We start from the raw sequence: 25,659 nt of genomic DNA on the forward strand, positions 1-25,659 counted from the left end.
CCAAGGCGGGGCGAATTCCCTTCATGGGCATCGAGGCGGGCTGCATTCTGCAGCCACACAGGAGACGAAGAAGTAATGAACACTCGTACCACAGACATCCCGCCGGAAGGCATCACCACCGACGAGTTCCTCGGCCGCGTCGCCAAGGTCCGCAGCGCACTCGACAAGGCGGAACTGGTCGGCCTGCTTGCCTTCGGCGATTGCTGGCGTGGCGCGAACATCGGCTACTTTACCGAATTCCGTCCGCTCGACGGCGTATCGGACATCGCCAACGCGATCCTGCTGCTGCCCGTGGACGGTGACCCCGTGCTGTTCGTGTCGGATCAATGCTTCGACTACGCGACGAGCGTGACCGCCTTCGAAGTGCGCAGCCTACGTGAAGTCACGCAGCAGGTGCAGGCATTTTCGGCGCGGCATCGCAGCGGCACGGTCGGCCTCGCCGGCGCCGCCTATATCCCCGCGGACCTGTTGCAGCGCCTGAACGCCGGTCTCGGCGAACTGAAACTTGAACCGACGATGGTGCTGGCCGAAATCAAGGCGATCAAGAGCGACGCCGAAGTGGCGCTGATGCGCAAAGCCGCCGCCTTGACCGATTCGGCGATGGCAGCGATTCGCGACGCGCTCGCCGACCGCCGTCCCTACACCGAGCGTGAACTCGCTCTAATCGCTGACCGCGCGATGCTCGCAGGAGGAGCGGACCGGACCGCGTTTGATTCGATGGTGCAATCCGGTCCGCGCTCGGCGTATAACCTGGCGCGCCCCACCGACCGCATCCTGCAACCGGGCGACCTGATCATGACCGACATCGGCGCGCGTTATCGTGGGTACGTGGCCGATGGCGGACGCGGTTTCACCTACGGTCCGGCGAATCCCGAGAAGATGGCGATCGTCGCGGCGGCGGCGCGCGCGGTCGAAGCGGGGCTTGCCGCCGCGCGTCCCGGCATGGCCGCCATGGAACTGAACGCGGTGATCCAGCAGGCGCTGGTGAAATCGAACTATGAGCAATACTCGAGCGAAGCGCGCGGCCATGGCACCGGTCACGGCACCGGCATGGACCCGGAAGAAGAAGCGCCATGGATCGGGCCGGGCAACAGGACCGTGCTGCAGGAAAACATGGTCTTTACCCTGAAGGCGACCATCACGGTACCGAACGTCGGCGGCTTGCGCACGGAACGTATCGTGCGGTTGACCTCGGGCGGCGTCGAAACGCTCGACCAGTTCCCGATGGAACTGCACTGGTGAGCACAGTGAATTTATCGTAACGTGCCGGCGCACCTGCGCCGCTGACACGCAGCAGTTCAAAACATGGATTCCCAGAGAAGGGAGGAGACATGAATACATCGCCCGTTTCAGCCGGCAACTCGCCGGTTATCAGCCGCTCGGCCGTCAACCGTGTGCTGGTCGCTTCGGTGGTCGGGACCGCCATCGAGTGGTACGACTTTTTTCTCTATGCCACCGCTTCGGCGCTGGTCTTCGCAAAACTGTTCTTCCCCTCGTTCGATCCGGTGGTCGGCACCATCGCGGCGTTCGGGAGTTTTGCGGTCGGCTATCTCGCACGGCCTTTCGGCGCGGTGTTTTTCGGGCACTTTGGCGACCGCATCGGACGTAAGGCGACGCTCGTCGCGACGCTGACAATCATGGGCGTCGGCACCTTCGTGATCGGTTTGCTGCCGACTTACGCTTCGATCGGCGTCTGGGCGCCGATCCTGCTGGTGGCGATGCGCTTCCTGCAAGGGCTCGGCGTCGGCGGTGAATGGGGTGGCGCGGTGCTGATGGTGGTCGAAACGGCGCCGGCCAGGAAGCGGGGCTTCTTCGGCGCGTTCCCGCAATTGGGCGTGCCGCTCGGGCTGATGCTCTCGACCGCGGTGTTCAAAGCCGTGTCGAGTCTGCCGTCGGACGCGTTCTATTCCTGGGGATGGCGCCTGCCGTTCCTGCTGAGCGTCGCGCTGATCGCGATCGGCCTGTTTATCCGGCTGCGCGTCATGGAATCGCCGGTATTCGAACAGATCAAGGCGAGCAAGCGGGTCGTCAAGGCGCCGCTGATCGAATTGCTGCGCCGGCATCCGAAAGACCTCGTGCTGACGATCGGCACGCGCTTTGCGGTCGACATCACCTTCAACGTGATCAATGTGTTTGTGCTGGTCTATGGCACGACGCGGCTCGGCCTGCCGCGCGGACTCCTGCTGAACGCCATCATTCTCGGCTGCGCCCTCGCGCTGATCACGCTGCCATTGTTCGGCAAACTGTCGGATCTGATCGGACGCCGGACCGTCTTCATGTTCGGGGCGGTGTTCGTGGCGATCTACGGATTCGCGTTCTTTCCGTTGCTCGAGACACGCAATTCGACTTTGATTCTCGTGGCGTACGTCTGCGGTATCGCGTTAAGCCAGGCGTCCGTGTACGGCGTGCAATCGACGTGGTTTGCGGAGCTATTCGGTACGCGGGTGCGCTATACGGGTGCGTCGCTGCCCTATCAGATCGCCGGCATCATCACGTCAGGGCCGACGCCATTGATCGCCACTTATCTGTTCGCCACATATGGCCAGACGCTGCCCATTTCGATCTATATCGCGGCGACGGGGTTGCTGAGCCTGGTGTGCGCGTTTTTCCTCGCCGAGACTTTCAAGCGGGATCTGTCCGCGGAGCCGGAAGATGAAGCGGCCACCGCGCTGGGTGCGCATGCGTGCGGGCACTCGCCGCGTCCTTTGTCGCGCTGAGCACTGGTGTTCTCCATCGCATTGCTCCGTCGTTACGATGGCTACACCTTCGCACCGCGCGTACGCGTTCCACCGTCCGCCGGGGCGAGGAAACCTGAAAGATAGCGGTTGTTCAGCAGAAAGAGACGGTTCGTCGAATGAAGTTTCCATCATGTGAAAGGCGTGTCATCAGTCCGCGCGCCTAAATAGTGCTGGTTACAGACGTGCGTCAACGACGCATACATAATAATTCGGGCAGGGCAGTCGTCAAACTCACGGACGTTCGTGCTGCTATTTTTAAACTAAACACCTAGTGCAGTTGGGCTTAACCATTTAACATACGTAAGCCATCCAAAACAATTAGGATAATATAATAATACGAATCAATGTTAACCCGAGGTTTTGGCATTTAAGGAGACATTGAATGGACGTGCTGGTCGTCGAAGATAATGAGGTAGTCGCGGACAGTCTGGCTTTCCTGCTTGACTGCTACGGTCACCGCGCCACCGTGGTGGAAGACGGAGAAAGCGCGCTCTCGCTGCTGTGCTGCCGCGCTTTCGAACTTGTCCTGCTTGACGAGAACCTGCCCGGAATTAAAGGAAGTTCGGTCGCACTGTCGATTGTCAATACTTTCGCTGACCGGCCCTTCATTGTCTCCATGACTGGAGACAGTGAGGACACCGGATTCACGCGGCTTTTCGATGTCTGTCTGCAGAAGCCATTCTCCCTCGAGGCACTTTTGCAAGTGATTGAGGATGCTCAAAGCAATGGTGATGTGAGCGCTCTCCTGGCCGCCTAGGCATCGCTTTGCTGTCAGATGCGCTCACCCCAAGGCCCGAGCTAAACGCAAGCCAGGGTTGTGCTCGTCCGGATGGTCTAGACGACATTTTTGTCGTACGTGTGCAACGGCAAACGTGAACATTTACTTATTGGTTGGCGCCACTGCACACGCGAAGGAATAGTTGTACTCGCAACTACAACGCCAACCACAGTGGCATCCGGCGTGCCGTCGAAAAGGCAACATGGCGTCATGAGGCCGTCATGACAAATACGTAGATTCGGCCGGCACCGAAATAACCGGTGTTGAATTGCAAAAAATATAATCTGAGAGAAGTTAGACAAATGAATCGACATAGTATCGGTCATCTCGAGCGCAGTGTCGGCAATGACCGCCTGACGCGCGCCTTGGCCGCACGCCTCGACAGGGCATTGACACGCGCCGGCATCAGTTCGGCACGCGCAGCGAAGTGGCTGGGTGTGAGCGAATATGACGTGCAATATTGGCGACGCGGAATCACCGTGCCGCCGCTGAACGCTTGTACGCGCCTCGCCGCCGCCCTCCATCTCGATGTTCACTGGCTTTGCACGGGGCAGCCTCCGGTCACCTGATTCGCAGTTCGCGGGAATCGCGGGCCAGGGGCGTTTGTCCTCCGTGGATTCCCGTACGTTCTGAAGTTCGCAGCCCGTCGGCATCGCACTCGCAATGATGCAGTTGTACGCATTTCGGATGCGGCACAGCAGGCGTCTCTTCCGCAAACCCGGAGGGAATCGATGTGAAGGCAGTTAAACAAGATGCGGCGTTCGACCAGGCACCGCGCCTCAATCAGTACGAGATGGAGTTGTCGCGAGGCGCCTCGCATATCGCGAGCACGCTGTACGAGGAAAGCATGCTCGCTGCGGTCTCGGAAACCATTCTTCACTTCGAGGCCTCGCACGGACGCGACGACCTGAAATCATTTGCGCACGCTCTTCTCAGAAGACTGGAGCAGCGCGGGAGGCCGCTGGCGGGCAAGGTGCTCCAGCGCTTTATTGAGCGCGGCCGTTTGCCAGAGGAGGTACCCAGCGCGCCGCCAGTACCTGCGTCTGCTCGCAAACCTGCCGCCCGGAAGCTGAAAGGTACGGCCTTACCGGCGGCCAACGCTCGCCAAGCGGCGTGAGCCGCATACCTGCAGGCGAACTACAAGTTTCAATTCTTAACTGCAACAACCGAGGGAAGAACATGTCAAAGCGAATCGCTTATGTCACCGGCGGCATGGGTGGAATTGGTACAGAAATTTCTCAGCGGTTGTTCAAGGACGGATTCACGGTCGTCGCCGGTTGTGGACCCAACTCTCCCCGGCGGGAAAGATGGCTGAAGGAGCAGGAGGCGCTTGGCTTTTCCTTTACCGCTTCCGAAGGGAATGTCAGTGACTGCGAGTCTACCGTGGCTGCGTTCGCCAGGGTGAAGAAGGACGTCGGCGAGATTGACGTGCTGGTGAACAACGCCGGCATTACGCGGGATGGCACGTTTCGCAAGATGTCCAGAGAGAACTGGAACGATGTCATTGACACGAACCTAACCAGCCTCTTCAACGTCACCAAGCAGGTCATCGAGGGGATGGTCAGCAGGGAGTGGGGGCGAATCATCAATATCTCATCCGTGAACGGTCAGAAAGGACAGTTCGGCCAAACGAACTACGCCACCGCGAAGGCGGGCATTCACGGCTTTACGATGTCGCTTGCCCAGGAGGTAGCGACCAAGGGCATTACGGTGAATACGGTTTCTCCCGGATACATCGGGACAGATATGGTTCGTGCCGTGCGTCCTGAAGTGCTGGATGCATTCATTCAGGGCATTCCGGTGCGCCGTCTTGGGGAGGCGTCGGAAATTGCGTCAATTGTTGCGTGGCTTGCCGGCAATGAATCAGGCTTTGCGACCGGTGCTGATTTTTCGCTCAACGGTGGGCTCCATATGGGTTGAGGCCTCTTTGGACGCGTGGTCCGCGCAGGCCGCTAGAGGTCCCGGCCTGCGTTTTTGACAAGGTGACTACGAGATGCAAGCCGCTTTGCGGCACGCCCATTGATGGCTCAATACAGGACCAGTCGCGTCACATTAACGACCGATGTGACGCGCAGAAACAGGGTCAGCGTGCTAAGGCTACGCTGAACAAGCCGCGAATTTGGCAGCGCGTCAGCAATTGAACGTCGTCAAGTCATGAAGCCGAGCTTGCGCTATTGCTTTTCGGCCCTCGCGGGCCCTGTGGGCGAGCGCGTTGCCCGCCTTTCGCCCACTATGGGCGTACCGGTGCCATCAGTTGCCTGCGCGACAGATAGACGTTGGCCAGCGCGAGCGCGACGAATGCCCGGTTGGCGTTCTTTGCCAACCCGCGATAGCGCACCTTGGTAAATCCCCACAGCCGTTTCACGACCGCGAAGACATGCTCGACCCGGGCCCGGATCTTCGACTTGTTGCGGTTCTTGCCACGCTGCACCTCGTCAACTTCGCCGCCCGCACGGCGCGTGCGCTGATTGGTAAAGTCGCGCGCCCTGGACGCCTTGCTGTGGATCAGTTCCTTCTGGCTCGCATAGGCGCTGTCGCCGTAGATGCGCCGCTCCTGCCCGTGCAGCAATTGCGGCAGTGGATGCTTGTCATGCACATTGGCCGGCGTGAGCACCGCGCTGTGCGCCAGGCCGCTCTGGCTGTCCACACCGATGTGCAGCTTGGCACCGAAGTACCATTGCTTGCCCTTGCGGGTCTGATGCATCTCGGGGTCGCGCGCCTTCTGCTCATTCTTCGTCGAGCTCGGCGCGCCGATGATCGTCGCGTCCACGATGGTGCCGCTTTTGAGCTTCATGCCGCTGGCCTGCAGCACCCGGCCGACTTCGGCAAACAATTGCTCGCCCAGTTTGTGGGTTTCGAGAAGACGACGAAATTTGAGCAGCGTGGTGGCGTCTGGTACCGCCTCGCAGCCCAGATCAATTCCTGCAAAACGACGCAGGCTGGCACTATCGTAAAGCGCCTCTTTGCAGGCAAAGTCCGCCAGATTGAACCAGTGCTGAATGAAGTGAATGCGCAACATGCGCTCCAGACCAATCGGCGGGCGGCCATTGCCGCGCTTCGGAAAATGTGGCTCGATCACCGCGCACAGCTGCGCCCATGGCACGATCGCATTCATCGTGTCGAGAAACTCGTCGCGCCGCGTGCGTCTGCGGCGGGTCTCGAAACCCGCTCCTTGATCGGCTGCCATCGCCAGCGTCTGCTGCTTCATCCTGTTTCGCCTTCTTCGTTCAATCCGAGCTCTATAACGCTTGAGGCGCCGGATCGGTGGACTTAATCAGCGTTGCCCTAGTAGACAAGCAGCCAACGGGCAAGCTGATTGCCGTCCAGATCAAAACCGGTCCAAGCCACTTCACCGAAACCGACGACGCTTACGTCTTTCGTGGAAAACTCACACATCTCGACTATTGGACGAATCATTCACTTCCGGTCATCCTCGTCGCTCATTTCATTGAGACGGGCGAAACGTTTTGGGTCCACGTCGATGCAAATCACGTAAAGCGCACCGGCAAGTCCTGGACCATCCCGATTCCGAAGGCTAACAGATTGGGCGCGGGCACCCGTGATGTCTTGGTTTCGGTTTTCGACGGCTCACCCCCTCAGCAGCGCATGCGTAAGCTCGCTATCGATGAACCCCTTATGCGGCACATCAGCGAAGGCGGGAAGGTTTCAGTTGAACTCGAAGACTGGATTCACAAGAGCCTCGGGCGTAGTACCGTGCAGGTGTTCATTCACGACAAGGATGGAAATCAGACATTAACGCAGGAATGGGTGCAGTACTTCACTGGCTACAACGTGAAGGCCCTTGCGGAAGCGTTGTTTCCGTGGTCAGTCGCCAGCGTGGACGAGGAATTCTACGAGGTGCACAACGAGTTTGACGAAGACAGCGGATATTTCGTCCTTTCCGGAGAGCCCGACGAAGTTTACCCATACGCAAATTCCGGTGGCGAAGTCAACTGTCACCGCCTAAAGCTCGAACTGAACGAACTAGGGCTACGCTGATTAAGTCCTTTTCGCTCCCCGCAAAGCCTTGCTACGTGCGCATTTGCGAAAATCAGGTACTTATTCAGCGTTGCCCTAGGAGAGGCGTTTTTGCTGGTCTCAGATTATGCGAACGACACGGAGTGAACTTCGAGTCACCGCACTCGCTATGCTGGGGATGATCGGCAAGTTCGTTTGGTCCAGATTTCGGGGGAACGCCCACCCAGAATCGGTCATGACCATCACGACAGTACGCTAACGAAAACGATGAATCACCGTGTAGTCCAGCTAACTCCGTGTTTTCGGGTCTAACGAAATTTGCGTTAGTCCAAAGAATTCCGTTTCCCAGCACACAACAACTGCGGGGAAACGGAATTGTCTGGACTCGCGCCCGGTTAGCTGGAATCGAAAGCTCAGAATTGGCTGGACTGCCGCGCCTGGCTGCACTAGACCGTGCCTGCGACGACGCTGACTCCGAGGGTGGCATGGGATATTTGCTGCTATGCACAAATGCGCCATACTATTCACCAACGGAACAGATGCGCAGCACGTATGTGCTCGGCAGCAGTATGGTGCAGACCTCTGCGGCCGCTTCCGACCGTCAATGGCGAGCTATGCAGGCGGTATGCGCGAAGAAGCTTCGAACCATTTTCGTCGATCAACCGGGAGGTGGACATGCTGACTTTGGCCGAATTGCAAAGCACGCTGCAAATCGAGTACGAACTGCAACTCGAAGCGATGGACGAGCAGACATTGCGTGGGCTGCTCGCGGATCCAATTGCACTCAACGGACTGATGCCGGCTTTTATGAGCTTTGCGGAGGGGCGCCGGATAGCGGAAGCAACACTTGTACAACTGCTCGCTCGCAAGCCGTCGAACGCCGACCGGCGCATTCCGCATGAGCCCGCACCCCTTTGGGCGCAGTGGCTCAAACCATTCTGGATGCTGCCGCTCTTCGGTGCACGCAAGGGCGAGTAAAGGAGTAAACGCCCTCGGCCGACGCGATCAACGCCCTAACAAAGATGTCACCGGCACCAGCCTAATGGAATTGCGTTGGACCAGTTGTTGTTCGACCTTGTGAGTGCGAGTCCATACCGGCGACGGGGTTGTACGACTGGGTTCGGCCATGAAGGGTCATTCGTTGATGTCGCGGACCCGACATCCAGGCGTCAGCTTCGTTCAGTTTCCGGCCGTTCGTAAGCAGACGGTAGGCCGACGATGCGAGCCGTACTATTGCGCTGCCGCCGTCCGCGCCGAACGAGACGTCGTTCGCCATCTCCGGGTTAAGGTCATTAATGCCAATCGGTGCTTACTCGCAAACACACTCAGGCCACGGCCGGATTCACCGTTTGCATCAAGCTTGTAGTAGTTCGTCTTGTTGCCGCGCAGAGCCCAACGCCTTATTGCGACAAACCCATACAAAAGCGACATTGTCGTGATCACAGCCGGAGGCACGACATCCGCGGACCCAAGGCTTTCAACTAGCACTCAATCGTGTGGCTCAAGAGCACCGGCGGCACGTGGTCAATCGATACGGCAAGGAGGGAAATCAGGCCTGGTCCCGTTACGGCGGGCGGAGTAGCCCATACGTGGCTGGATGCCCGCTCGATCGAAGGATTAGGCGTCACTTTGCACTGGGCCTACGCGGGTGCAGCCTTCGATAAGGCTTGAAGTAGGCGCTGCAGACCTTGCTCGCTATGCAGATCCACCCACTGCCACTTTGAGAGTCGCGCTGGAACCTCGCAGGGCTCCAGTTTTACGGGAATCAGGAAGATTGCACCCTCTGGTTGTTGAGACGCTACGTCTAGCGCGTAGGTGATTTCCTTTTGAAGGTATCCCTTCCGCTCCGACCGCGTCGAGACGCACACCAGGATGATGTCGCACGTGGTTACGGCGCGGCGAATCTCAACTTCCCAGTCCTGACCTGGAAGCAAGTTCTCCTCGTCTAGCCACGGCTCGTGTCCCGCGGCAACTAGATCTGTTCGCAACTTGCGAACAGAATCCTTGTCTTCCTTGGCGTGGGAGAGGAAGACTTTCAGTGGTCGACTGTTGGTTTTGGTCGGCAAGACATCGGACGATCGCGGTGGATGGGGGGGCTTGCCAACGCGCTCGGGACTCTTGCCTAGCGACGCGACAGCCAGCGTTGGCTCTGAGGGCAACGGCCTCTCCGACCCCGTAAAGCGTCTTTCTGCATTGCGACCTGTGAGTACGATGTAGGACGAGTAGCTCTCGAGTATCAAGACGCCGATGTTCTCTCGAGTGCTGTTCACGCGCTTGATTGACGCGTTCGCCGCGGTGACAAGTTCTCCATCCGAGTCTAGGTAGAGTACCCAATCCGAGATAGATGTTGTCCGAGTCGAGTCAAGTAGGAAGCGCTCCCCACCCGGGGACTCGATGTATAAGTTAGCCACCGTTCGTTTCAAGGGTTCACAAAACTTGGACAAATTCGAAATTGCGATGCCGACGAGAGTGTTTATATAACTACCGATTGATTCGGGGAGCGCTTCGCGCTCAGCTACCGGTAGCGAAAGATAAACCTCGTCCAGCAACTCCCACGTCGATGGCGAAAGGTACTGACGATGGGCCTTGTGGCGTGCATCCGATGGTGATGGCATACAAATCTCCCTGAACCGCCCCGGATTTTGTCTCAGGATTACCCATAAGTCGCTCGTGACTATGCGATTGAAGGGCGATGGCTTGTAAACGGTGACGACCGATGTTAACTTTGATCCGGTTCGTGATCTGTGATGCCGGGCATTGTCGGACACCTCTGACCTTGATGATTGGGCAAATGAAGAGTTTGGCGCCGCCGAGCTCGGCGACGCTCGCCTGACCAGACGGCTCGTGACGTTGGCACGCAAGCTTTCGTTGGGCCCACATTGCTCTTTTCCGCAGTCGTTCAATGGTTCGGAGCTGAAGGCGGCATATCGTTTTTTCGACAACCCGCACGTGGATGTCGATGGCGTGCTGGGTGGGCACATCGGTCAAACGCTGTGTCGTATGCAACAGGTGCCAGTCGTCCTTGCTGTTCAGGACACCACCGAGTTCAATTTGTCTCATCTGCGGGCAACCGAAGGTCTGGGATATGGCTCCGATCCACACGTGCGTGGTTTCCTGATACACAGTCTGCTTGCGCTCACGCCAGAGGGGCTGCCACTCGGGGTGATCGGGATGAAGACCTGGAAACGTAGGCACGAGGAGTTGGGCAAGAAACATCTGCGCGGGCAACGAACCGTACAACAAAAAGAGAGCGCGAAATGGCTCGAAGGCATCGAGCAACTGGGCGTACTCAAGGCGCACTGTCCGTGCACGCATGTCATCGGCGTGAGCGACCGTGAAGGCGATGTCTATGATGTGTTCCTGGCGCAGCGGCCTGCCGGCGTCGACTGGTTGGTGCGCGCGTCGTGGAACCGACGCGTTGCTCACCCCGATCGATATTTGTGGGAAACCGTGCTGGCCTCGCCAGTGCTTGGAGAGGCCCAACTGCAGGTGCCTGCACGCGAAAACCGCCCGGCACGCACCGCACGGCTGGTTGTGCGCTGCATGCCCGTACGCCTTCGTCCGCCGCAAAATCGTCGTCGCGAGAAGCTTCCCGAAATTGAAGTGTTTGCAATTCATGCACAGGAAACGAACTTGGACGAAGGAGCAGAGCCATTGGAATGGCTTCTACTGACTTCGGTGCCTACGCAAACGCACGCTCAGGCCCTTGAGCGTCTGGCATGGTATGCGCGCCGATGGACGATTGAATCGTGGCATCGTGTGCTTAAAAGTGGCTGTCGCATTGAAGCCCGCCAATTTGGCAATCTCGATCGATTCGTCCGCGCCACCGCATTGTTCGCCGTAGTAAGCTGGAGGATCCTGTACTCCATGTTGCTCGCAAGGCTTGATGGCAACCTGCCATGCGAAGTATTGCTGCAGCCAATCGAGTGGCGAGCCCTCTACTGTCGTACGCATGGCAGTACTGAAATACCTGATAAACCGCCATCACTGGCGCAGGTCATCTTGTGGATCGCCAGACTCGGCGGGTATCTCGCTCGAAAGCATGATCGTCCGCCTGGTCCTACCGTCATCTGGCGTGGATTTCTTGTCCTGCACGAAATCACGATGATGTACCGAATATTCAGGCAAAACGAATAGCACCATCACATTACTTGTGGGTAATCCTGAGGGATTTTGTGGAGGCTCCAACTCTTGAGAGAATGGAGCCATGAACAAGAAGGTAACCAAGTTTTCCCCGGAAGTCCGGGAGCGCGCAGTGCGGCTGGTGCGCGAGCAGCGTAGCGAACATCCGTCGATGTGGGCGGCGGTCGAATCGATTGCGCCCATGATCGGCTGCACACCGCAGACACTGCACGAGTGGATCAAGCGCGACCAGGTCGACCACGGTGAGCGCGATGGCGTGACCACAGACGAGCGCGAGCGCCTCAAGGCCTTGGAGCGCGAAGTCAAGGAGTTGCGTCGTGCCAACGAGATTCTCAAGGTCGCGAGCGCGTTTTTCGCCCAGGCGGAGCTCGACCGCCGTTTCAAGTCCTGAAGGCCTTCATCGATCAGCATCGCGACACCTTCGGGGTCGAGCCGATCTGCAAGGTCTTGCGGATTGCCCCGTCGGGTTACCGACGCCATGCCGCGCAGCTTCGTGATCCGTCGCGGCGCTCTGTTCGCGCAATCCGCGATGAACGTCTGCGGCCGGAGATCAAGCGTGTGTGGCAGGTGTTGACGGCGGCGTAAATCCGCACATAAATGGCGGCACAAGGTTCACCAGGACCGTCAACAATGAAGCGCCGTTGACGGCCTCGGTCGGGGTGGCCGGTCCCAATCAGAATGGATCGCCGATGTCGTTGAGATTGGGATCCTCGGGAGGGGAATGCTGTTCGTGCAGCAGGTCATGCAGGGCGAGGTCATAGTGCATGCAGATCCGGGCACGCAGATCCCCGATGAGTTCGACGACGGCGAGCGCCTGTTCCGGCGACCAGTTGTCCGGTATCAGGAAGTCGAGCCCACGGGTGATGCCCGAAGGCAGGTGTGCCAGGCGCTTCATGATTTCTTCTCCGCACGCGCGCTACTGCGTCTGCTGGCGCGTTGCTCGGCCCTCTCGCGCGCTTCCTTGACCCGGTAGGACTCGCCCTCGATGGCAATGACTTCGGCGCGATGGACCAGCCGGTCAACGAGCGAGACGACACAGGCGGCGTTCGGGAACACCTCGTGCCATTCGGAGAACGGTCTGTTGGTTGTGACCACGGTACTTGCCGATCCGTACCTGCGGCTGACCAGTTCGAACAGCAGATCGGCGTGGCGGTTTGAGTACGAGAGGTAACCGACCTCATCAATCACCAGGACGTCAGGGGATGCATAGCGGCGCAGGCGTCGACGCAGCGCCGAATCGCTGTCCAGTGCGGCCAGTTCGCCGAGCATCTGACCGGCGGTAGTGAACAGCGCGGTGTGACCGTGCACGAGCGCCTGATAGGCGAGATTGAGCGCGAGGGTTGACTTGCCGACACCATTCGGGCCGATCAACACGACGTTGGCGGTATCCCTGACGAACCCGAGCGACATCAACTCTTCAACGGCAAGCCGGTCGCAGCGCGTGGGCCAGCTCCAGTCGAAGTCGCACAGCGGCTTGAAGTTGCCCAGGCGGGCATCGCGGATACGTCGCTCCAGTGATCGGCGGGCGCGCTCATCCTCTTCCCACTGCAACAGCGGCGCGACCCACTGTTCGGCGGCCACATCGGTCCAATGCGCGAGCAGTCCGTACAGACGCAGGGCGTTCGCGCGCCCATGAAGGTTCTCAGGCGTGTTCATCGGCGCCTCCCGCAAGCTGGTCGTAGATGTCGAGCCGGTGTGGTGTCACCAGCGTGTCCTTGTTGCGCACGTGTTCGGGCAGGATGAGGGTGACTGGCGGCGGGGCCTGCCGTGCCTCGCGCCGGCGCTCAAGCGCCAGACGTACCGGATTGGGATGAGGCGCCGCGTCGCTGGCAAGGGTTTCCTCGATCGCGGCCTGCAGTTCGGCCGGGCCATAGCGGTCGAGCAGTCGCAGCAGGTGCGTGGTGATATTGCCCAGATTGCCGCCACGCTCAGCGGCGTGCAGCATCAGGGTCCGGCTGGCCGGCGCAGCCCGGGCCAGATGATCAAGACCGCGATGGTGACGGGCCTCGTGCTTCCTTGCGACGAGCGCATCGATGTGTGCGGCAATCTCGATCTGCGCGCCGCGATCGTAACTGCGTTCATGGGTGGCGAGCAGATCGGCGCCGTCGAGAATGCGTACGCGCCGGGGATCAGCTCGTACCGTGAGCGTGCGTCGCACATGGGTATACGGGATCGTATAGTCGTTCAGGTCGAAGCGCACGTAGGGCGTCTTGCCGACCTTCACGGCGAGAAGCAGCTCACACGGGTACGGATTCTCCGGCAACGTGAGCAGGCTGGGCTGTTCGCGCCCGAAGGCCTCGCGCACGGTGATCATGGGTTCTTCGCGGCAGGGCCGCTCAGCAGCGGGTCCCGCGCACCAGATTGCCGCCTGGGCGTTGAGATCGTCGAGGTCCGTGAATCTGCGAGCGGCAAAGAAGCTCTCGCGTACAAAGCGGATTGCCCGTTCAACGCGCCCCTTCTCGTTGCCCCGTGCGACAGCCACCGGACGAGGCTCATAACGATGATGCGCGGCGAACGCGAGCAATGTCGGGTGGAAGCGGATCGCATCGCCCTGACGCTCAAGCACGGCGCTACGCAGGTTATCGTAAAGCAGAACCCTGGGGACCCCGGACCATGCTTCGAAGGCGCCGGCATGTCCTGCCAGGAAACTGTCCATACGGGCATCGAGGAAGAAGCGCAGATAGATCTGCCGTGACCACGACAGCACCATCACGAAGGCCATCAGCGGTCGTCGTGCCCGACCGATCTGCAGGTGACCGAAGCTGGCCCAATCGACCTGCGCCTGTTCCCCGGGCAGCGTGCGCAGGCGCAGGTAAGCCTCAGGTACCGGGCGTGGCCGGTGCAGCGAGATCAGGTGCCGGAAGTGGTGGTGACTGCCCCGGTAGCCGCGCTCATACACCATCGCATACAGGCGACTGGCCGTGAGCGAGGGAAACTTCTTTAGCGTCTCGTGGATGAACGGCAGGTAAGCATCGATCTGTGAGGCTCGCTGCACGGCGCCAATCCTGGGCAGGCCGGCCTGGGCCAGCACGCGCTGGACGGTGCCGCGGTGCACGCGCAACTGGCGCGCGATGGTGCCGCAACGCCACTTCTCCACGTGGTAATAGCGCAGGATCTGCGCCTCGAGTTCAGCTCCAATGGTCATGGGTCGTTTCCTGTTCTGTCAGTAGTAGTACGAACATCACGGAAGACCCGACGGCGCAGTGGCCCGATGCGTACAAGGCCCGAACAGATGCGGCGACAGAAGCAGCAAGGCGTCGATCCGGGCGCGGCGACAGTGGATGTCGATGCGGTGGCCGTCGTCGTCGAAGTCAGTGGCAGTAGAGCATTGGCGACGGGTGTCGGGGAACGCTGATGCGTCACTTTATTGAGGCGCTGACGATAGCGACGCATCCGTTCGGCATGTGCAAAGCGGCCACGACGACTGAGTTGATAGCGTTGGCCAGCCTCGCGCAGGCGGGCGCGGCGCGAGGCCTGTGAGCAGTCGCCACCGCAGTAAATCTGGCCGCGATCGCAACGGCGGCACACGACGACCTGCGCCCGGCAGCGGGCGCACAGAAAGAGGCGGCCAGTGGCCGGCATCGGCAGTCCCCGTCAATGCCGAAGCGGAATCGACGAGGCGGATCAGCCGTGCCATACTGGCCCGGCACCCGTACCCCGTTGTGCGCGTGTGGGGCTCGACACTGGAATGAACTTGGCGGTTAGGACCGGTGTCGGGCCTGTTTCTTCGGCGGTCAGTTGTAGTCGTTCTTCTACCGCATCCCGATTCCCGCGTCATCCCCCTGCCGAACCGAACATCCCCGGTGCGTCTGCGCTCGCCCTACGGGCTCCCTCCGACGCACCCGAATGTGAGCCTCATGAAACGTCCCAGAGTCGCCGGGCTGAACAGCAATCGCGTCGCCCGGCTGTCCGACGCCGCCATCCAATGTCGGATTCCGACCGCCATTCACAGCAGGCCAACATGCAGGTCTACGGCGCGGATAAAGTCTGGAAACAGATGAACCGGGAGCGTATCGCGGTGGCGCGCTGCACGGTCGAACGGTTGATGAAGCAACTGGGTTTGCGAGGCGTGATGCGAGGCAAGCGTGTTCGCACGACTGTTCCTGATGCCATAGCCCCGCGCCCGCTGGATCGGGTCAATCGCCAGTTCAAGGCGGCACGGCCGAACCAGCTCTGGGTTTCGGATTTCACCTACGTTTCGACGTGGCAGGGCTGGCTGTATGTGGCTTTCGTGATCGATGTGTTCGCTCGCCGTATCGTCGGCTGGCGAGTCAGCAGCTCGATGACCACGGACTTCGTTCTGGATGCACTTGAACAGGCGCTTTACGCGCGGCGCCCGGGCGACGACGGAACCTTGATACACCATTCGGACAGAGGGTCCCAATACGTCAGCATTCGCTACAGCGAACGGCTGGCCGAAGCGGGCATCGAACCGTCGGTCGGCAGCCGGGGCGACAGCTATGACAACGCCTTGGCTGAAACGATCAACGGTTTGTACAAGGCTGAACTGATTCATCGCCGCACCTGGAAAACGCGGGAATCCGTTGAACTAGCAACGCTGGAGTGGGTGGCCTGGTTCAATCATCATCGATTGATGGAACCCCTCGGCTATATCCCGCCCGCCGAAGCTGAGGCAAACTACTATCGGCAACTTGAAACAGCTGCCGCAGAACCCGCATCAACTTAAACCAACCAGCCTCCACGATTCCCGGGGCGGTTCAATCGCCTGGTCGAGGCTGGATTTACGCTGCCCGAAGATGATCTCCATTAAGGTCAGCTGGTCGTTCACTGTCGAGCGAAGTGCGCCCGCTCCGGCAAAAGGTGACGGACCGAGATTCCATCCTGGCACTGGCCGCAGTGAGGCGTCATGTCCGGGTACAAGACGGATTTTCATGGAATCTGACAACTCGATCGATGTGCTATGCATACCCAGCGGACCAGTGACGCGCTCGCGGATCAAGGTCTCATAGTCTTTGTTGGCACGGCACGTCAGCGCATGGCCCAACAGGCCGACGCCAAGATTGGAATATTCTTCAACCGTGTCAACATCGCGCGTGAGTTCGTGCGCTGCGAGGAATTGGTAGAGCGCGCCAACGGTGTAATGCCGATAAGGATCGGGGTCGTCGCCATTGAAGTTGTCGGGCATTCTGGGAAGGCCGGACAAATGTGTTGATAGCTGCTGCAGCGTGATATTCCGGCCGTTACGCTCAGGTATCACTACGCCGCTTGGAAGCAGATCCTGAACCGGCTCGTCGAATGTTGCTTCTCCTCGCCCGACCATATCAGCGAGTAGGAGTGCCGTGTAGACCTTTGTGATTGAGCCTATCTCGAACACAGAGTCGCCATCAGGAGTGCTGGTGTTGTCGGCGCTGTGGCGGCCATAGCTCACGACACGCCGCCTGCCACCATCGATCATGCCGACCACGATTCCCACGCTTTGCCTCCTCCCATCGACGCGATCCGAAAGAATTGAAAGAATTTCATCGTTGCTGGGGAAGTGCGAGTGGGAAGCTTGTGCGTTGTGGTCGGTTTTAGGCATACGTGGCTCAACGTGTAGGGACGGGGATATTGTCTGGCGCCAAAATTTTCGCCAGTCGCTCGGACGGCCGCTTATTCGTCGACCGCCGACCGCAACCACCGCTTTTGGGGATTTTGACTTTCCGTCGTGGCCGGCTTATGCGTAGCGCATTAGGCGGCGGTCGGCCAGTTTCAGCCGGTCGAAGCACGTTTGCGAGTGGCCGCTAGCTGGCGGCCATGTGACGGTCCCCTGTGGTGGTCAAGTAATTTCGGACAGGCAGATAGGTTCTTTTGCTGTCGATTTCGCCTCGTAGGCGGCGGGCGACAGATAGCCCAAAGTCGAGTGCAAGCGCACGGGGTTGTAGAAGCCGACGATGTACTGCGTATGTCCGGGGGTGTCCGGAATTTTGTGTAAACGGGTTGAGGTTTAACCCGGCACCAGCCGCTCTTCGAACTGGATTGTGAAGCGGTTCAGGGCCGCTTTCCAGTCGCGGATAGGCATCGTCCACTTCTTGCTGATGTTGTTCAGCGCCAGGTAGAACAGCTTGGTCACGGCCTCATCGGTCGGAAACGAGCTGCGGGTCTTGATTACTTTGCGCAGACTCATGTTGATCGATTCTATGGCATTCGTGGTGTAAATCACCTTCCTGATTTCCGGCGGGTAATCGAAGAACGGAATCACGCGTGCCCAGTTGCGCCGCCAGCTCTGCCCGATGGAAGGGTAGTCCTTGTCCCACCTGGCCTCGAAGACGCCGAGCATCTGCTCGGCCAACTCTACGGTCGATGAAGTGTAGATCGTCTTCAGATCGGCGGCGACTTCCTGCTGTATTTTCCACGGCACGAAGTTCAGGCTGTTGCGCACCATATGCACGATGCACAGTTGCACGGCCGCCTTCGGATAGACCGCTTCAATGGCTTCAGGGAAACCTTTGAGCCCGTCGACGCAGGCGATAAAAATGTCCTGCACGCCGCGCGTCTTCAGCTCAGTGACCACTTGCAACCAGAACTTTGCACCCTCGGTCTGGGCAATCCACAGTCCCAGAACCTCCTTGTGACCGGTCATGTTCACGCCGATGGCCAGGTACACTGCCTTGGTGCGCACCGCGCCGCTGTCGCGCACCTTGACGTGGATGCAGTCGAGATAGACGATCGGGTAAAGCGCATCGAGCGCACGGCCTTGCCAGACCTTCACCTCCTCGCTGACGGCGTCGGTGACCGCCGAGATGAGCGTGGGCGACACCTCCGTGCCGTACATCTCTTCCAGATGGCCCTGGATCTCGCGCACGCTCAGACCTCGCGCGTACAACGAAATGATCTTGTCGTCGAAGCCCGTCCAGCGCGTCTGATGACGCTCCACAAGCTTCGGCTCGAATGCGCCCTGACGGTCGCGCGGAATATTGAGCGGCAACTCGCCAAACTCCCCCTGCAATGTCTTGGCGCTATGCCCATTCCGGGTGTTGCCAGTGGCATTAGTCACCGCTTCGCTCTTGCCATGGCCCAAGTGCTCGGACATCTCCGTCTCAAGCGCTCGCTCCACCAGCATCTTCGTGAGCTGCTTGAGCAACCCGTTCTCGCCTATCAGATCTTCCGGCTTCTGGTAGTTCGCCAGCAGGCTGTCTGCCAGCTTGACGAGTTCAGGATCGGGTTTTTCTCTTTTGTTGCGTTTCGCTACGGTCATCTGTGCTCCTGTTGCTGACAGTTTCCTGCCAAATGACCGTTTACACAAAAATTTTTACACCCTCTGATGTCCTGCCGTGCCTCGTCGTGATTGGCGTACCGGCGCTGCCATACGCGCTCCATCTTCAGGTTCAGGAAGAAGCGTTCCATCACCGAATTGTCCCAACAATTTCCCTTGCGGCTCATGCTGCAAACCACGTGATGCCGCTTGAGCAAGGCTTGATATGCGTCGCTTGCATATTGGCTGCCACGGTCCGAATGCAGGACCAATCCCGGCACTGGCCGGCGTTGCTGCAACGCCATGGTCAGTGCCGACATGACCAATCCGGCCGGCATGCTGGGTGCCATGGACCAGCCCACGACCTTGCGCGAGTAAAGGTCCAGCACGACCGCCAGATAAAGCCAGCCCTGGGCCGTGCGGATATACGTGATATCCGAAACCCACGCCCGATTCGGCTCAGCCACGTCAAACTGACGGTCCAGCACGTTCTCGGCCACCGGCAACGTATGCTTGCTGTCGGTCGTCGAAACGAACTTGCGCTTCCACGTCGTGCGCAAGTCCGCTTCGCGCATCAGCGTGCGCACCCGATGGCGGCCCGTGCGAAGCCCTTGCTCGCGTACGGCATGCATCACACGCCGGCTGCCGTAGCTCGCGCCGCTGGCAGCAAATGCTGCCCTGATGTGGGTCTGCTCATGCAGGCGCTTTGGGCTCGGCTTGGCGCGCCGGTGCGCATAGTAGCCCGAGCGGCTTACCCCCAATACCCGGCACGCGGCACTGACCGATACGGCCTTCTCTTGCAAGTGGGCTACCGCGCGGTAACTCACTTCAGTTCCCGTGCAAAGAAGGCCGAGGCTTTTTTTAGCAGGGAGTTGTCTTCACGCAGTTGCCGGTTCTCCGCCTCCAGTTGCCGAATGCGTTGCTGTTCGGCCGTCAGCGGCTTGCCCGCGCCAGCACCGCCCGCGCATTCCGCGTCGTACTGCGCCAGCCAGCGCCGTACCCCCGTCTCGCCAAGGTCCATCGACCGGCAAACCTCGCCCACCGACAAGCCTTGGTCTCGTATCATCTTCACCACTTCCAGCTTGAAGCTGGCATCGAATTGTCGGCGCTTCCTTGTCATCTAGCTCTGTTCCTCGTCGATTCCGGATTGTCCTCCTATCGACCTGTCCGAGGGAATTAGACCATTACACCCGATGATGATGTGACGTCCCGATCGTCTCAGGGTTGTTCGATGCCGGCTCATATCCGAAAGTCTGTGAGCATGCAGTAGCGAGCGGGCAGCGGCCAAACCTTAACAGAAGACGACGCCGGAACCAGGCTTCCCGGGAATGAAAGCGGTTGCTGACCTTGGCCTTTCGATGTTTCCGCTTTCGTGGATACCTACTATCCTGTGAAATAGGAAATGCCGGGCATGTCCAGACAGATCGCCATTCACGCCGGAATATTTCGGCAACAGATTTCGTCGTGCTGTGTTCCGGTGTCGCGATGAGTCAATGGGAGCCAGTTGTTGATCATGTGAGGGGCCTGCTCGAAATCCTGGACCCACTTCCCGGGTCTATGCGCCCACGTCCCGGGTCTATGCGCGGCCGGCACCAGAGCGATGCATCTGTTCATGCAAGATGCTCAACCCGGATTGCTTGATGGAGAAAGAACATGGCTGATGCGCTTGCGTTTATCCCGGCTAATTACGAATCTCCGCATCCAGAAACATGTGCCGTCTATGTGTTTGACGCCGTGAATGAGAGTCCGGTGCCGGTGCAAACGGTGAACATTCCAGTTCAAACTGCGAATTCGAACATCAGCGCACTTGCGGTCGCACCCGGTGGGACCCCCGTCTATGTATTGGTGTGGCCCGATGGCGCTACTTGCTTCCTCTACGCGATCAACATGGCCGAGGCTCCACCATCGGCGTTGGTGCTGGCGACGCCAGCTCTCTTTGCGAGTGGCGCGTCACCGGGCGGCACTGTCTTCTCAGGAAGTATGGCCGTATCGCCCGACGGGTCACAGGTCTACGTGGCGGACAATACGGACAAGGTCTTCGTGATCACCACGGCCGCGAACAATATGGCCAATGTGGTGCAGGTGAGCGTTGGCAATCGTCCCCAAGGGATTGCAGAATCGCCCGACGGGACACGGGTCTACGTGGCGAATTCCAGGGACGGGACTGTTTCCGTGATCGACACAACCACGAACCCGCCCTCGGCAGTGCCCCCATCGCTGCAGGTCGGTCATGAACCCCAAGGGATTGCGGTATCGCCTGACGGGACACGGGTCTACGTGGCGAACTCCGGAGACAGCACTGTTTCCATGATCGACACAACGACGAACCCACCCTCGGTGTTGCCCGCGCCTGTGACGGTGGGCCAGAACCCCCTAGGAATTGCGATCGCGCCTGACGGAGCGGTTGTATACGTTGCACACGGTGACCCGACGGACGACCTCTATGTCATCGACCCCACCAATCCCAACACGGGCCAAATTAAAATTCCATTAAACGCCCTGTTACAGAACCAGGCCTTCACCGGGGCGGGTGCCGTGGCGGTGACGCCCGATGGAGAGTACGTTCTGGTGCTGGGTGCGCCGCTGGCTCCAACACTGCCGTCACTGTTAGTGCAGATTGCGACGACAGGCCCACAAAAATATACGGTTACCAAGACTATCAACCTTAGCAGTTTGGCGGACTCCCTTCTCGTGCCTCAATTCTTCGGCGCGTTCGTCACTCCGCCAACGCCGGTCGTGTCGCAGGTCGTGAGCCTGACATTCGACTCCAATACCCTTGCGCTCGGCCACTCCATCAAAGGAACGGTCAGGCTGAACGAGGCAGTAGTCAGTCCCGGGTGGGTGACTCTTACATGGGAACCGCTGGGTTTTGCGACGGCATCGCCCGCGCCGATTCCCGTGGACCCATCCGACGGAACCTCGCTTGGGTTCACTGTCACCGCACCCCCGACCCTAGGGCCGTTTGGCGACACCGTAGGCACTTTATATGCCAGCTTTGGGGGGGCGACCGTGTCTGCGACACTGACATTAGAGCCTGGCGCGGACACGGGCGTGCTGCAGGCCGTCACAGTCAAATCGCCCGTGATGGTGGGTCCAAACGGCGCAACGACGACGGGCACGGTATATCTCGTGGAGCCGGTGTCCGGGCCGACGAACGTCACAGTCGTGGCCGTGGCAATTCATACGCCGAAGCCGATAAAACCGGGAACCGGCGGCCCGGCCCTGCCGGTCGCGCTCGTGGGGAATCCGGTCGTCGTTCCGGTCGGACAAACAAGTGAAACCTTCGATATTCTTATTGAACCGCTGGGGGCGACCACGGTTTATGAGATGACCATCCTTGCAAGCGCGTTCGTGACCAAGAGCACGATACTGACGCTTGAGCGATGAATCAGGGCGTGCGCGTCTGACTGCATAACGCAGGCCATTCCGAATCCCGGATCTTCATGCAGGGGGCGGCGTGGTCGAGAATTGCACGAGTGACGACAGCACTGCAGTCCGCCCTGCCTCCAGCAAACTGCAACGGTGTTGCCGCATTGCCGGGCGCGACGCAGACGTTGGCGAGCGGTGGCCTTGTGTTTCAGTGAGCGAATGCGAGCAGAAGCTGGCGAGGTCGTGACGTTTGACCAGGTCCGCAGATGTTCCGCCGGGTTCAGCTCCGGGCTGGATGGTGCGGTCAAATTAGCTAAAGCGGCAATCCAGTTTGAGTGTAACTGGATGATCGGCTTGCTGGCTCCGGCGCCACCCCAGAGTGGACAATCGCGCGGCTGATGACCGTGCCGTCCGATCGGCGACCTCAGCCGATCAACGGTAGTCGACGGCCCATCGGCGAACGTCTCATGTAGGAGCAACAACGAACATTCGCAATGTGAATTCGAAGGTCGGTTGCGGGTCGCAAGTACGCATTCGGTTGCAGTGGCAGTTGACGTTCGCCGCCGCCGAAGTGCGAATGTCGGCAAAGTGACTCGTTGCTGCCTGACAGATGCGATACCTGAACGTCGGGTATGGCCGAATGGACTAAACCGCTCGCGCGGTAGGGGGCTGCGGCCCGTCTCTGGCGGCGAATGGGAGGCCAGTGGCGCCGGCGCTTATGTTGGTGGTTGAGGCAATCCGCCTCGTCCTCCAGCAGGAGCCCCATCATGACCTCCTCCGATCCGGGCATCAGCCCGCTGCGCCGCCGTATGCTTGAGGACTTGCGCATGCGCAAGTTCGCACCCAAGACCCAGGCCGCCTACCTACGTGCCGTACGTCAGTTCGCCCGATACCTCGGGCGTTTACCCGATACCGCCACTGTCGAGGACCTCCGGGACTACCAGCTGCATCTGGTCGATCACGGCGCGTCGCCGGTGTCGCTGAACGCCGCGATCAGCGGTCTGAAGTTCTTCTTCGAAGTCACGCTCGGCCGGCCTGAGCTGATGGCGCGGATGCAGCCGGTACGCGTGCCTCGCACGCTCCCGGTTGTGCTCAGCCCCGAGGAGGTGCGCCGGCTCATCGCGGCAGCCGGAAACCTCAAGCATCAGACCGCGCTGTCGGTCGCCTATGGCGCCGGGCTGCGTGCGAGCGAAGTGGTCGCCCTCAGGGTCAGCGACATCGACAGCCAGCGCATGACCCTGCGCATCGAGCAGGGCAAGGGCCGCCGTGACCGCTACGCGATGCTCTCGCCGGTCCTGCTCGAACGTCTGCGCGTCTGGTGGCGCGTTGCCCGTGCCCAGGGCTGCATGCTCGATGGCGGGTGGCTCTTTCCGGGCCTCGATCCGATCGACCCGCTCAGCACGCGGCAACTGACCCGCGCCATCCATGCGGCCGCCGAGACCGCAAACATCGACAAGCGCGTATCCATGCACACGCTGAGGCATTCCTTTGCCACGCACCTGCTGGAACAGAAGGAGGATATCCGCGTGATCCAGGTGCTCCTTGGACACAGGCAGATCGAGACCACCACGCTCTATACCCAGGTTGCCACTGACCTCCTGCGCAAGGTGGTCAGTCCGCTGGACCGCCTGCCCGCCGGCTAGCCCGGCCGCACGCGGAGCACCCCGTGCTGGAGGTCGCGGATATCTTCCGCGCCTGCGGGCCGGCGTGGCGGCGCACGGTAGCGCTGAGCCTGGGGCAGCTGAAGGTCATGTCGGCCATCGAACAGTGCCGCAGTGCGGCACTCGGGGGGCATGTGCTGCGCTGCGCCGGCTGCGACCGCATCGAGGTTGCCTACAACTCCTGCCGCAACCGTCATTGCCCCAAGTGCCAGGGCAGTGCTGCGCATCGCTGGCTCCAGGCACGCCAGGCCGATCTGCTTCCGGTCGGGTACTACCATGTCGTCTTCACGCTGCCCGCGCCCATCAGTGCCATCGCCTGGTACAACAAGGCCGTCATCTACGGGCTGCTGTTCGATATCGCCGCCGAAACGCTACGCACCATTGCCGCTGATCCGAAGCACCTCGGCGCCCAGATCGGCGCGACGCTCGTGCTGCACACCTGGGGCTCGGCACTCACGCATCATCCGCACGTACACGGTATCGTCCCCGGTGGTGGGCTGTCGCCCGATGGTCAGCGGTGGATCGGATGCCGGCCCGGCTTCTTCCTGCCGGTACGTGTGCTATCGCGCCTGTTCCGCAGGCGCTTGCTCGAAGCGCTCACGGACGCGCACCGGCACGGCCACCTGCAGTTCTTCGGCCAGTACGCTGAACTTGCCGACCCAGCTGTCTTTGACGTGTGGCTTGCGCCGCTGCGTGCCTGCGAATGGGTCGTCTACGCAAAGCGTCCCTTTGCAGGACCCGAAGCAGTGCTCGCGTACCTGTCGCGCTATACGCACCGCGTCGCGATCTCCAGCCAGCGCCTGCTTGCATTCGATGAACGCGGCGTGACCTTCCGCTGGAAGGACTACCGTGCGAAGGGGCACACCCGCTACAAGACCATGACCCTCGAAGCCGGCGAGTTCATGCGCCGCTTCCTGCTCCATGTGCTGCCCGGTGGCTTCCATCGTATCCGTCACTACGGACTGCTCGCCAACCCGGTGCGCCGCGCCAGTCTCGCGAAGGTCCGCGAACTGCTGCACGTCGCGACCGACGTCAACACATCAGCTCACGAAACCGTCATCGAAACGCGCCCCGCCTTCATCTGCCGGCACTGCGGCGCGCCGATGATCGTCATCGATATCCTTGCGCGCATTGCACCGATCCGCGCACCACCCACGCGCCGGGGCGAGATATGAGCGCCACTGTTCCAGGACGAACAACCCGACCCTCGGCTTTGCGGCAACGCGGCCCACGAGCAGACCTTTGCGTCTGTCGCTTCGCACAGGCCCTTGCACGTCCGTTCCGCCATCACGATGGCGCCACTGCACCGCTTCGGCACAACCTCAGCCCTCAACCGGCCTCCCGCCTGACCACGCATCCCGCAACACCGCTCGCCATCCCGGGCAATCAATCGCCATAGCCCCGAAGACTCCATTGCATCAGAGCACTCCGCGGTTTCCTCCCTTCAGGTTTATTCAACGCCTGCCCGCACGCGCCGGCGCGCACCCCGAGTCCACGGACATGGGCAGGCATCGAACAAACCTCAAGAATGAACAAACCTCAAGAATTGTGCGCGTAGCTCGTCGGTCAGGTAGCGGAGTAATGCGGCCGTTCCAACGGCAGGTTCGCCCGCTCGCTGAAGGGCAGGTTGTGGCCGACCTCTGCCCGACGGCAATCGGCAGCAGCCGACCCACATGAGCTGCCCGGGAAAATCTGACGACCGTCCGCTTGCCGGCCAGCATGAGACGATCGCGGGCGACACTACGACTTACCGCAGGACGGCCTTCCGAACATCCGCGCGTGGTCGCTAATCGCTCTTGA

21 protein-coding genes, 3 pseudogenes and 1 other annotated feature are annotated in these 25,659 nt (G+C 60.2%); of the genes and pseudogenes, 16 read left to right on the plus strand and 8 right to left on the minus strand.

Annotation, left to right across the window (positions count from 1 at the left end):
• Nucleotides 1-75 precede the first annotated feature (75 nt).
• The 6 genes from OKW30_RS29095 to phbB all read left to right on the plus strand — a co-directional run bounded on the left by OKW30_RS29095 (nt 76) and on the right by phbB (nt 5,436).
• Nucleotides 76-1,242: a M24 family metallopeptidase gene (locus OKW30_RS29095; protein WP_429348313.1), complete on the plus strand. Its 1,167-nt coding sequence runs from the start codon at nt 76-78 to the stop codon at nt 1,240-1,242.
• A gap of 89 nt (nt 1,243-1,331) precedes the next feature.
• Nucleotides 1,332-2,717 carry an MFS transporter gene (locus OKW30_RS29100; protein WP_429348314.1) on the plus strand — a complete coding sequence of 462 codons (1,386 nt, stop codon included), beginning with the start codon at nt 1,332-1,334 and terminating at the stop codon, nt 2,715-2,717.
• Nucleotides 2,718-3,120: 403 nt separating this feature from the next.
• The gene (locus OKW30_RS29105; protein ID WP_429348315.1) at nt 3,121-3,495 is read left to right on the plus strand and encodes a response regulator; all 375 of its coding nucleotides are present in this window, start codon (nt 3,121-3,123) and stop codon (nt 3,493-3,495) included.
• A 323-nt stretch (nt 3,496-3,818) separates the two neighbouring features.
• A complete protein-coding gene (locus tag OKW30_RS29110) occupies nt 3,819-4,085 on the plus strand; it encodes a helix-turn-helix domain-containing protein (protein ID WP_429289746.1) in 267 nt (88 codons plus the stop codon).
• Nucleotides 4,086-4,249: 164 nt separating this feature from the next.
• Nucleotides 4,250-4,633, plus strand: coding sequence for a hypothetical protein (locus tag OKW30_RS29115; RefSeq protein WP_429348316.1), 384 nt, complete (start codon nt 4,250-4,252; stop codon nt 4,631-4,633).
• Nucleotides 4,634-4,695: 62 nt separating this feature from the next.
• Entirely contained in the window at nt 4,696-5,436 is a 741-nt protein-coding gene (gene phbB, locus OKW30_RS29120; RefSeq protein WP_429348317.1) for an acetoacetyl-CoA reductase, read from the plus strand.
• A 310-nt stretch (nt 5,437-5,746) separates the two neighbouring features.
• Here phbB and OKW30_RS29125 read toward each other — a convergent pair whose 3' ends face one another.
• Nucleotides 5,747-6,724, minus strand: coding sequence for an IS5 family transposase (locus OKW30_RS29125; protein WP_429348318.1), 978 nt, complete (start codon nt 6,722-6,724; stop codon nt 5,747-5,749).
• A 56-nt stretch (nt 6,725-6,780) separates the two neighbouring features.
• On the opposite strand from OKW30_RS29125, the gene OKW30_RS29130 reads away from it, so the two are divergent.
• Nucleotides 6,781-7,515, plus strand: coding sequence for a DUF4365 domain-containing protein (locus OKW30_RS29130; protein WP_429348319.1), 735 nt, complete (start codon nt 6,781-6,783; stop codon nt 7,513-7,515).
• Nucleotides 7,516-8,169: 654 nt separating this feature from the next.
• Entirely contained in the window at nt 8,170-8,472 is a 303-nt protein-coding gene (locus OKW30_RS29135) for a hypothetical protein (protein WP_429348320.1), read from the plus strand.
• 662 nt (nt 8,473-9,134) lie between these two features.
• Here OKW30_RS29135 and OKW30_RS29140 read toward each other — a convergent pair.
• Complete coding sequence (locus OKW30_RS29140) at nt 9,135-10,109, minus strand: toll/interleukin-1 receptor domain-containing protein (RefSeq protein ID WP_429348321.1); 975 nt, start codon at nt 10,107-10,109, stop codon at nt 9,135-9,137.
• Nucleotides 10,110-10,251: 142 nt separating this feature from the next.
• Between OKW30_RS29140 and OKW30_RS29145 the strand changes: the two genes are divergently transcribed.
• Both OKW30_RS29145 and OKW30_RS29150 read left to right on the plus strand, forming a co-directional pair.
• A complete protein-coding gene (locus OKW30_RS29145) occupies nt 10,252-11,631 on the plus strand; it encodes an IS4 family transposase (protein ID WP_429345740.1) in 1,380 nt (459 codons plus the stop codon).
• A gap of 70 nt (nt 11,632-11,701) precedes the next feature.
• Nucleotides 11,702-12,204, plus strand: a pseudogene (locus OKW30_RS29150) (transposase); the annotation flags it as partial.
• Nucleotides 11,983-12,099 (plus strand) — a sequence feature (AL1L pseudoknot). It overlaps the preceding pseudogene by 117 nt.
• A gap of 106 nt (nt 12,205-12,310) precedes the next feature.
• Here the strand turns inward: OKW30_RS29150 and OKW30_RS29155 are convergent.
• The 3 genes from OKW30_RS29155 to istA are packed head-to-tail and all read right to left on the minus strand — an operon-like array spanning nt 12,311 to nt 14,782.
• Nucleotides 12,311-12,532, minus strand: coding sequence for a hypothetical protein (locus OKW30_RS29155; protein WP_429345678.1), 222 nt, complete (start codon nt 12,530-12,532; stop codon nt 12,311-12,313).
• Entirely contained in the window at nt 12,529-13,293 is a 765-nt protein-coding gene (gene istB / locus OKW30_RS29160) for an IS21-like element helper ATPase IstB (protein WP_429345679.1), read from the minus strand. Before istB ends, OKW30_RS29155 begins: the two co-directional genes overlap by 4 nt.
• Nucleotides 13,280-14,782 carry an IS21 family transposase gene (gene istA / locus OKW30_RS29165; protein ID WP_429345680.1) on the minus strand — a complete coding sequence of 501 codons (1,503 nt, stop codon included), beginning with the start codon at nt 14,780-14,782 and terminating at the stop codon, nt 13,280-13,282. Before istA ends, istB begins: the two co-directional genes overlap by 14 nt.
• 66 nt (nt 14,783-14,848) lie before the next feature.
• On the opposite strand from istA, the gene OKW30_RS29170 reads away from it, so the two are divergent.
• The 3 genes and pseudogenes from OKW30_RS29170 to OKW30_RS29180 all read left to right on the plus strand — a co-directional run.
• Entirely contained in the window at nt 14,849-14,992 is a 144-nt protein-coding gene (locus tag OKW30_RS29170) for a hypothetical protein (RefSeq protein WP_176133875.1), read from the plus strand.
• Nucleotides 14,992-15,117: a hypothetical protein gene (locus OKW30_RS29175; protein WP_256211476.1), complete on the plus strand. Its 126-nt coding sequence runs from the start codon at nt 14,992-14,994 to the stop codon at nt 15,115-15,117. Before OKW30_RS29170 ends, OKW30_RS29175 begins: the two co-directional genes overlap by 1 nt.
• Nucleotides 15,118-15,532: 415 nt before the next feature.
• A pseudogene (locus tag OKW30_RS29180) lies at nt 15,533-16,324 on the plus strand (IS3 family transposase); the annotation flags it as partial.
• Here the strand turns inward: OKW30_RS29180 and OKW30_RS29185 are convergent.
• The 3 genes and pseudogenes from OKW30_RS29185 to OKW30_RS29195 form a co-directional block, all read right to left on the minus strand.
• Nucleotides 16,316-17,176 (minus strand): serine hydrolase domain-containing protein, encoded by an 861-nt coding sequence (locus OKW30_RS29185; RefSeq protein ID WP_429348322.1) that lies wholly within the window; start codon nt 17,174-17,176, stop codon nt 16,316-16,318. The pseudogene OKW30_RS29180 and the gene OKW30_RS29185 overlap by 9 nt on opposite strands.
• Nucleotides 17,177-17,581: 405 nt before the next feature.
• On the minus strand, nt 17,582-18,832 hold the full coding sequence (locus OKW30_RS29190; RefSeq protein WP_184073972.1) for an IS256 family transposase: 1,251 nt from the start codon (nt 18,830-18,832) through the stop codon (nt 17,582-17,584).
• 65 nt (nt 18,833-18,897) lie between these two features.
• A pseudogene (locus OKW30_RS29195) lies at nt 18,898-19,949 on the minus strand (IS3 family transposase); the annotation flags it as partial.
• 533 nt (nt 19,950-20,482) lie between these two features.
• Between OKW30_RS29195 and OKW30_RS29200 the strand changes: the two are divergent.
• The 3 genes from OKW30_RS29200 (at nt 20,483) to OKW30_RS29210 (ending at nt 25,034) form a co-directional block, all read left to right on the plus strand.
• Nucleotides 20,483-22,216 carry a YncE family protein gene (locus tag OKW30_RS29200; RefSeq protein ID WP_429348323.1) on the plus strand — a complete coding sequence of 578 codons (1,734 nt, stop codon included), beginning with the start codon at nt 20,483-20,485 and terminating at the stop codon, nt 22,214-22,216.
• A 749-nt stretch (nt 22,217-22,965) separates the two neighbouring features.
• Entirely contained in the window at nt 22,966-23,841 is an 876-nt protein-coding gene (locus OKW30_RS29205; protein ID WP_184062687.1) for a tyrosine-type recombinase/integrase, read from the plus strand.
• Nucleotides 23,842-23,864: 23 nt separating this feature from the next.
• Nucleotides 23,865-25,034, plus strand: coding sequence for an IS91 family transposase (locus tag OKW30_RS29210; RefSeq protein ID WP_429345668.1), 1,170 nt, complete (start codon nt 23,865-23,867; stop codon nt 25,032-25,034).
• Nucleotides 25,035-25,659 lie beyond the last annotated feature (625 nt).

It is taken from the genome of Paraburkholderia sp. Clong3 (assembly GCF_050436485.1).
GTDB lineage: Bacteria > Pseudomonadota > Gammaproteobacteria > Burkholderiales > Burkholderiaceae > Paraburkholderia > Paraburkholderia tuberum.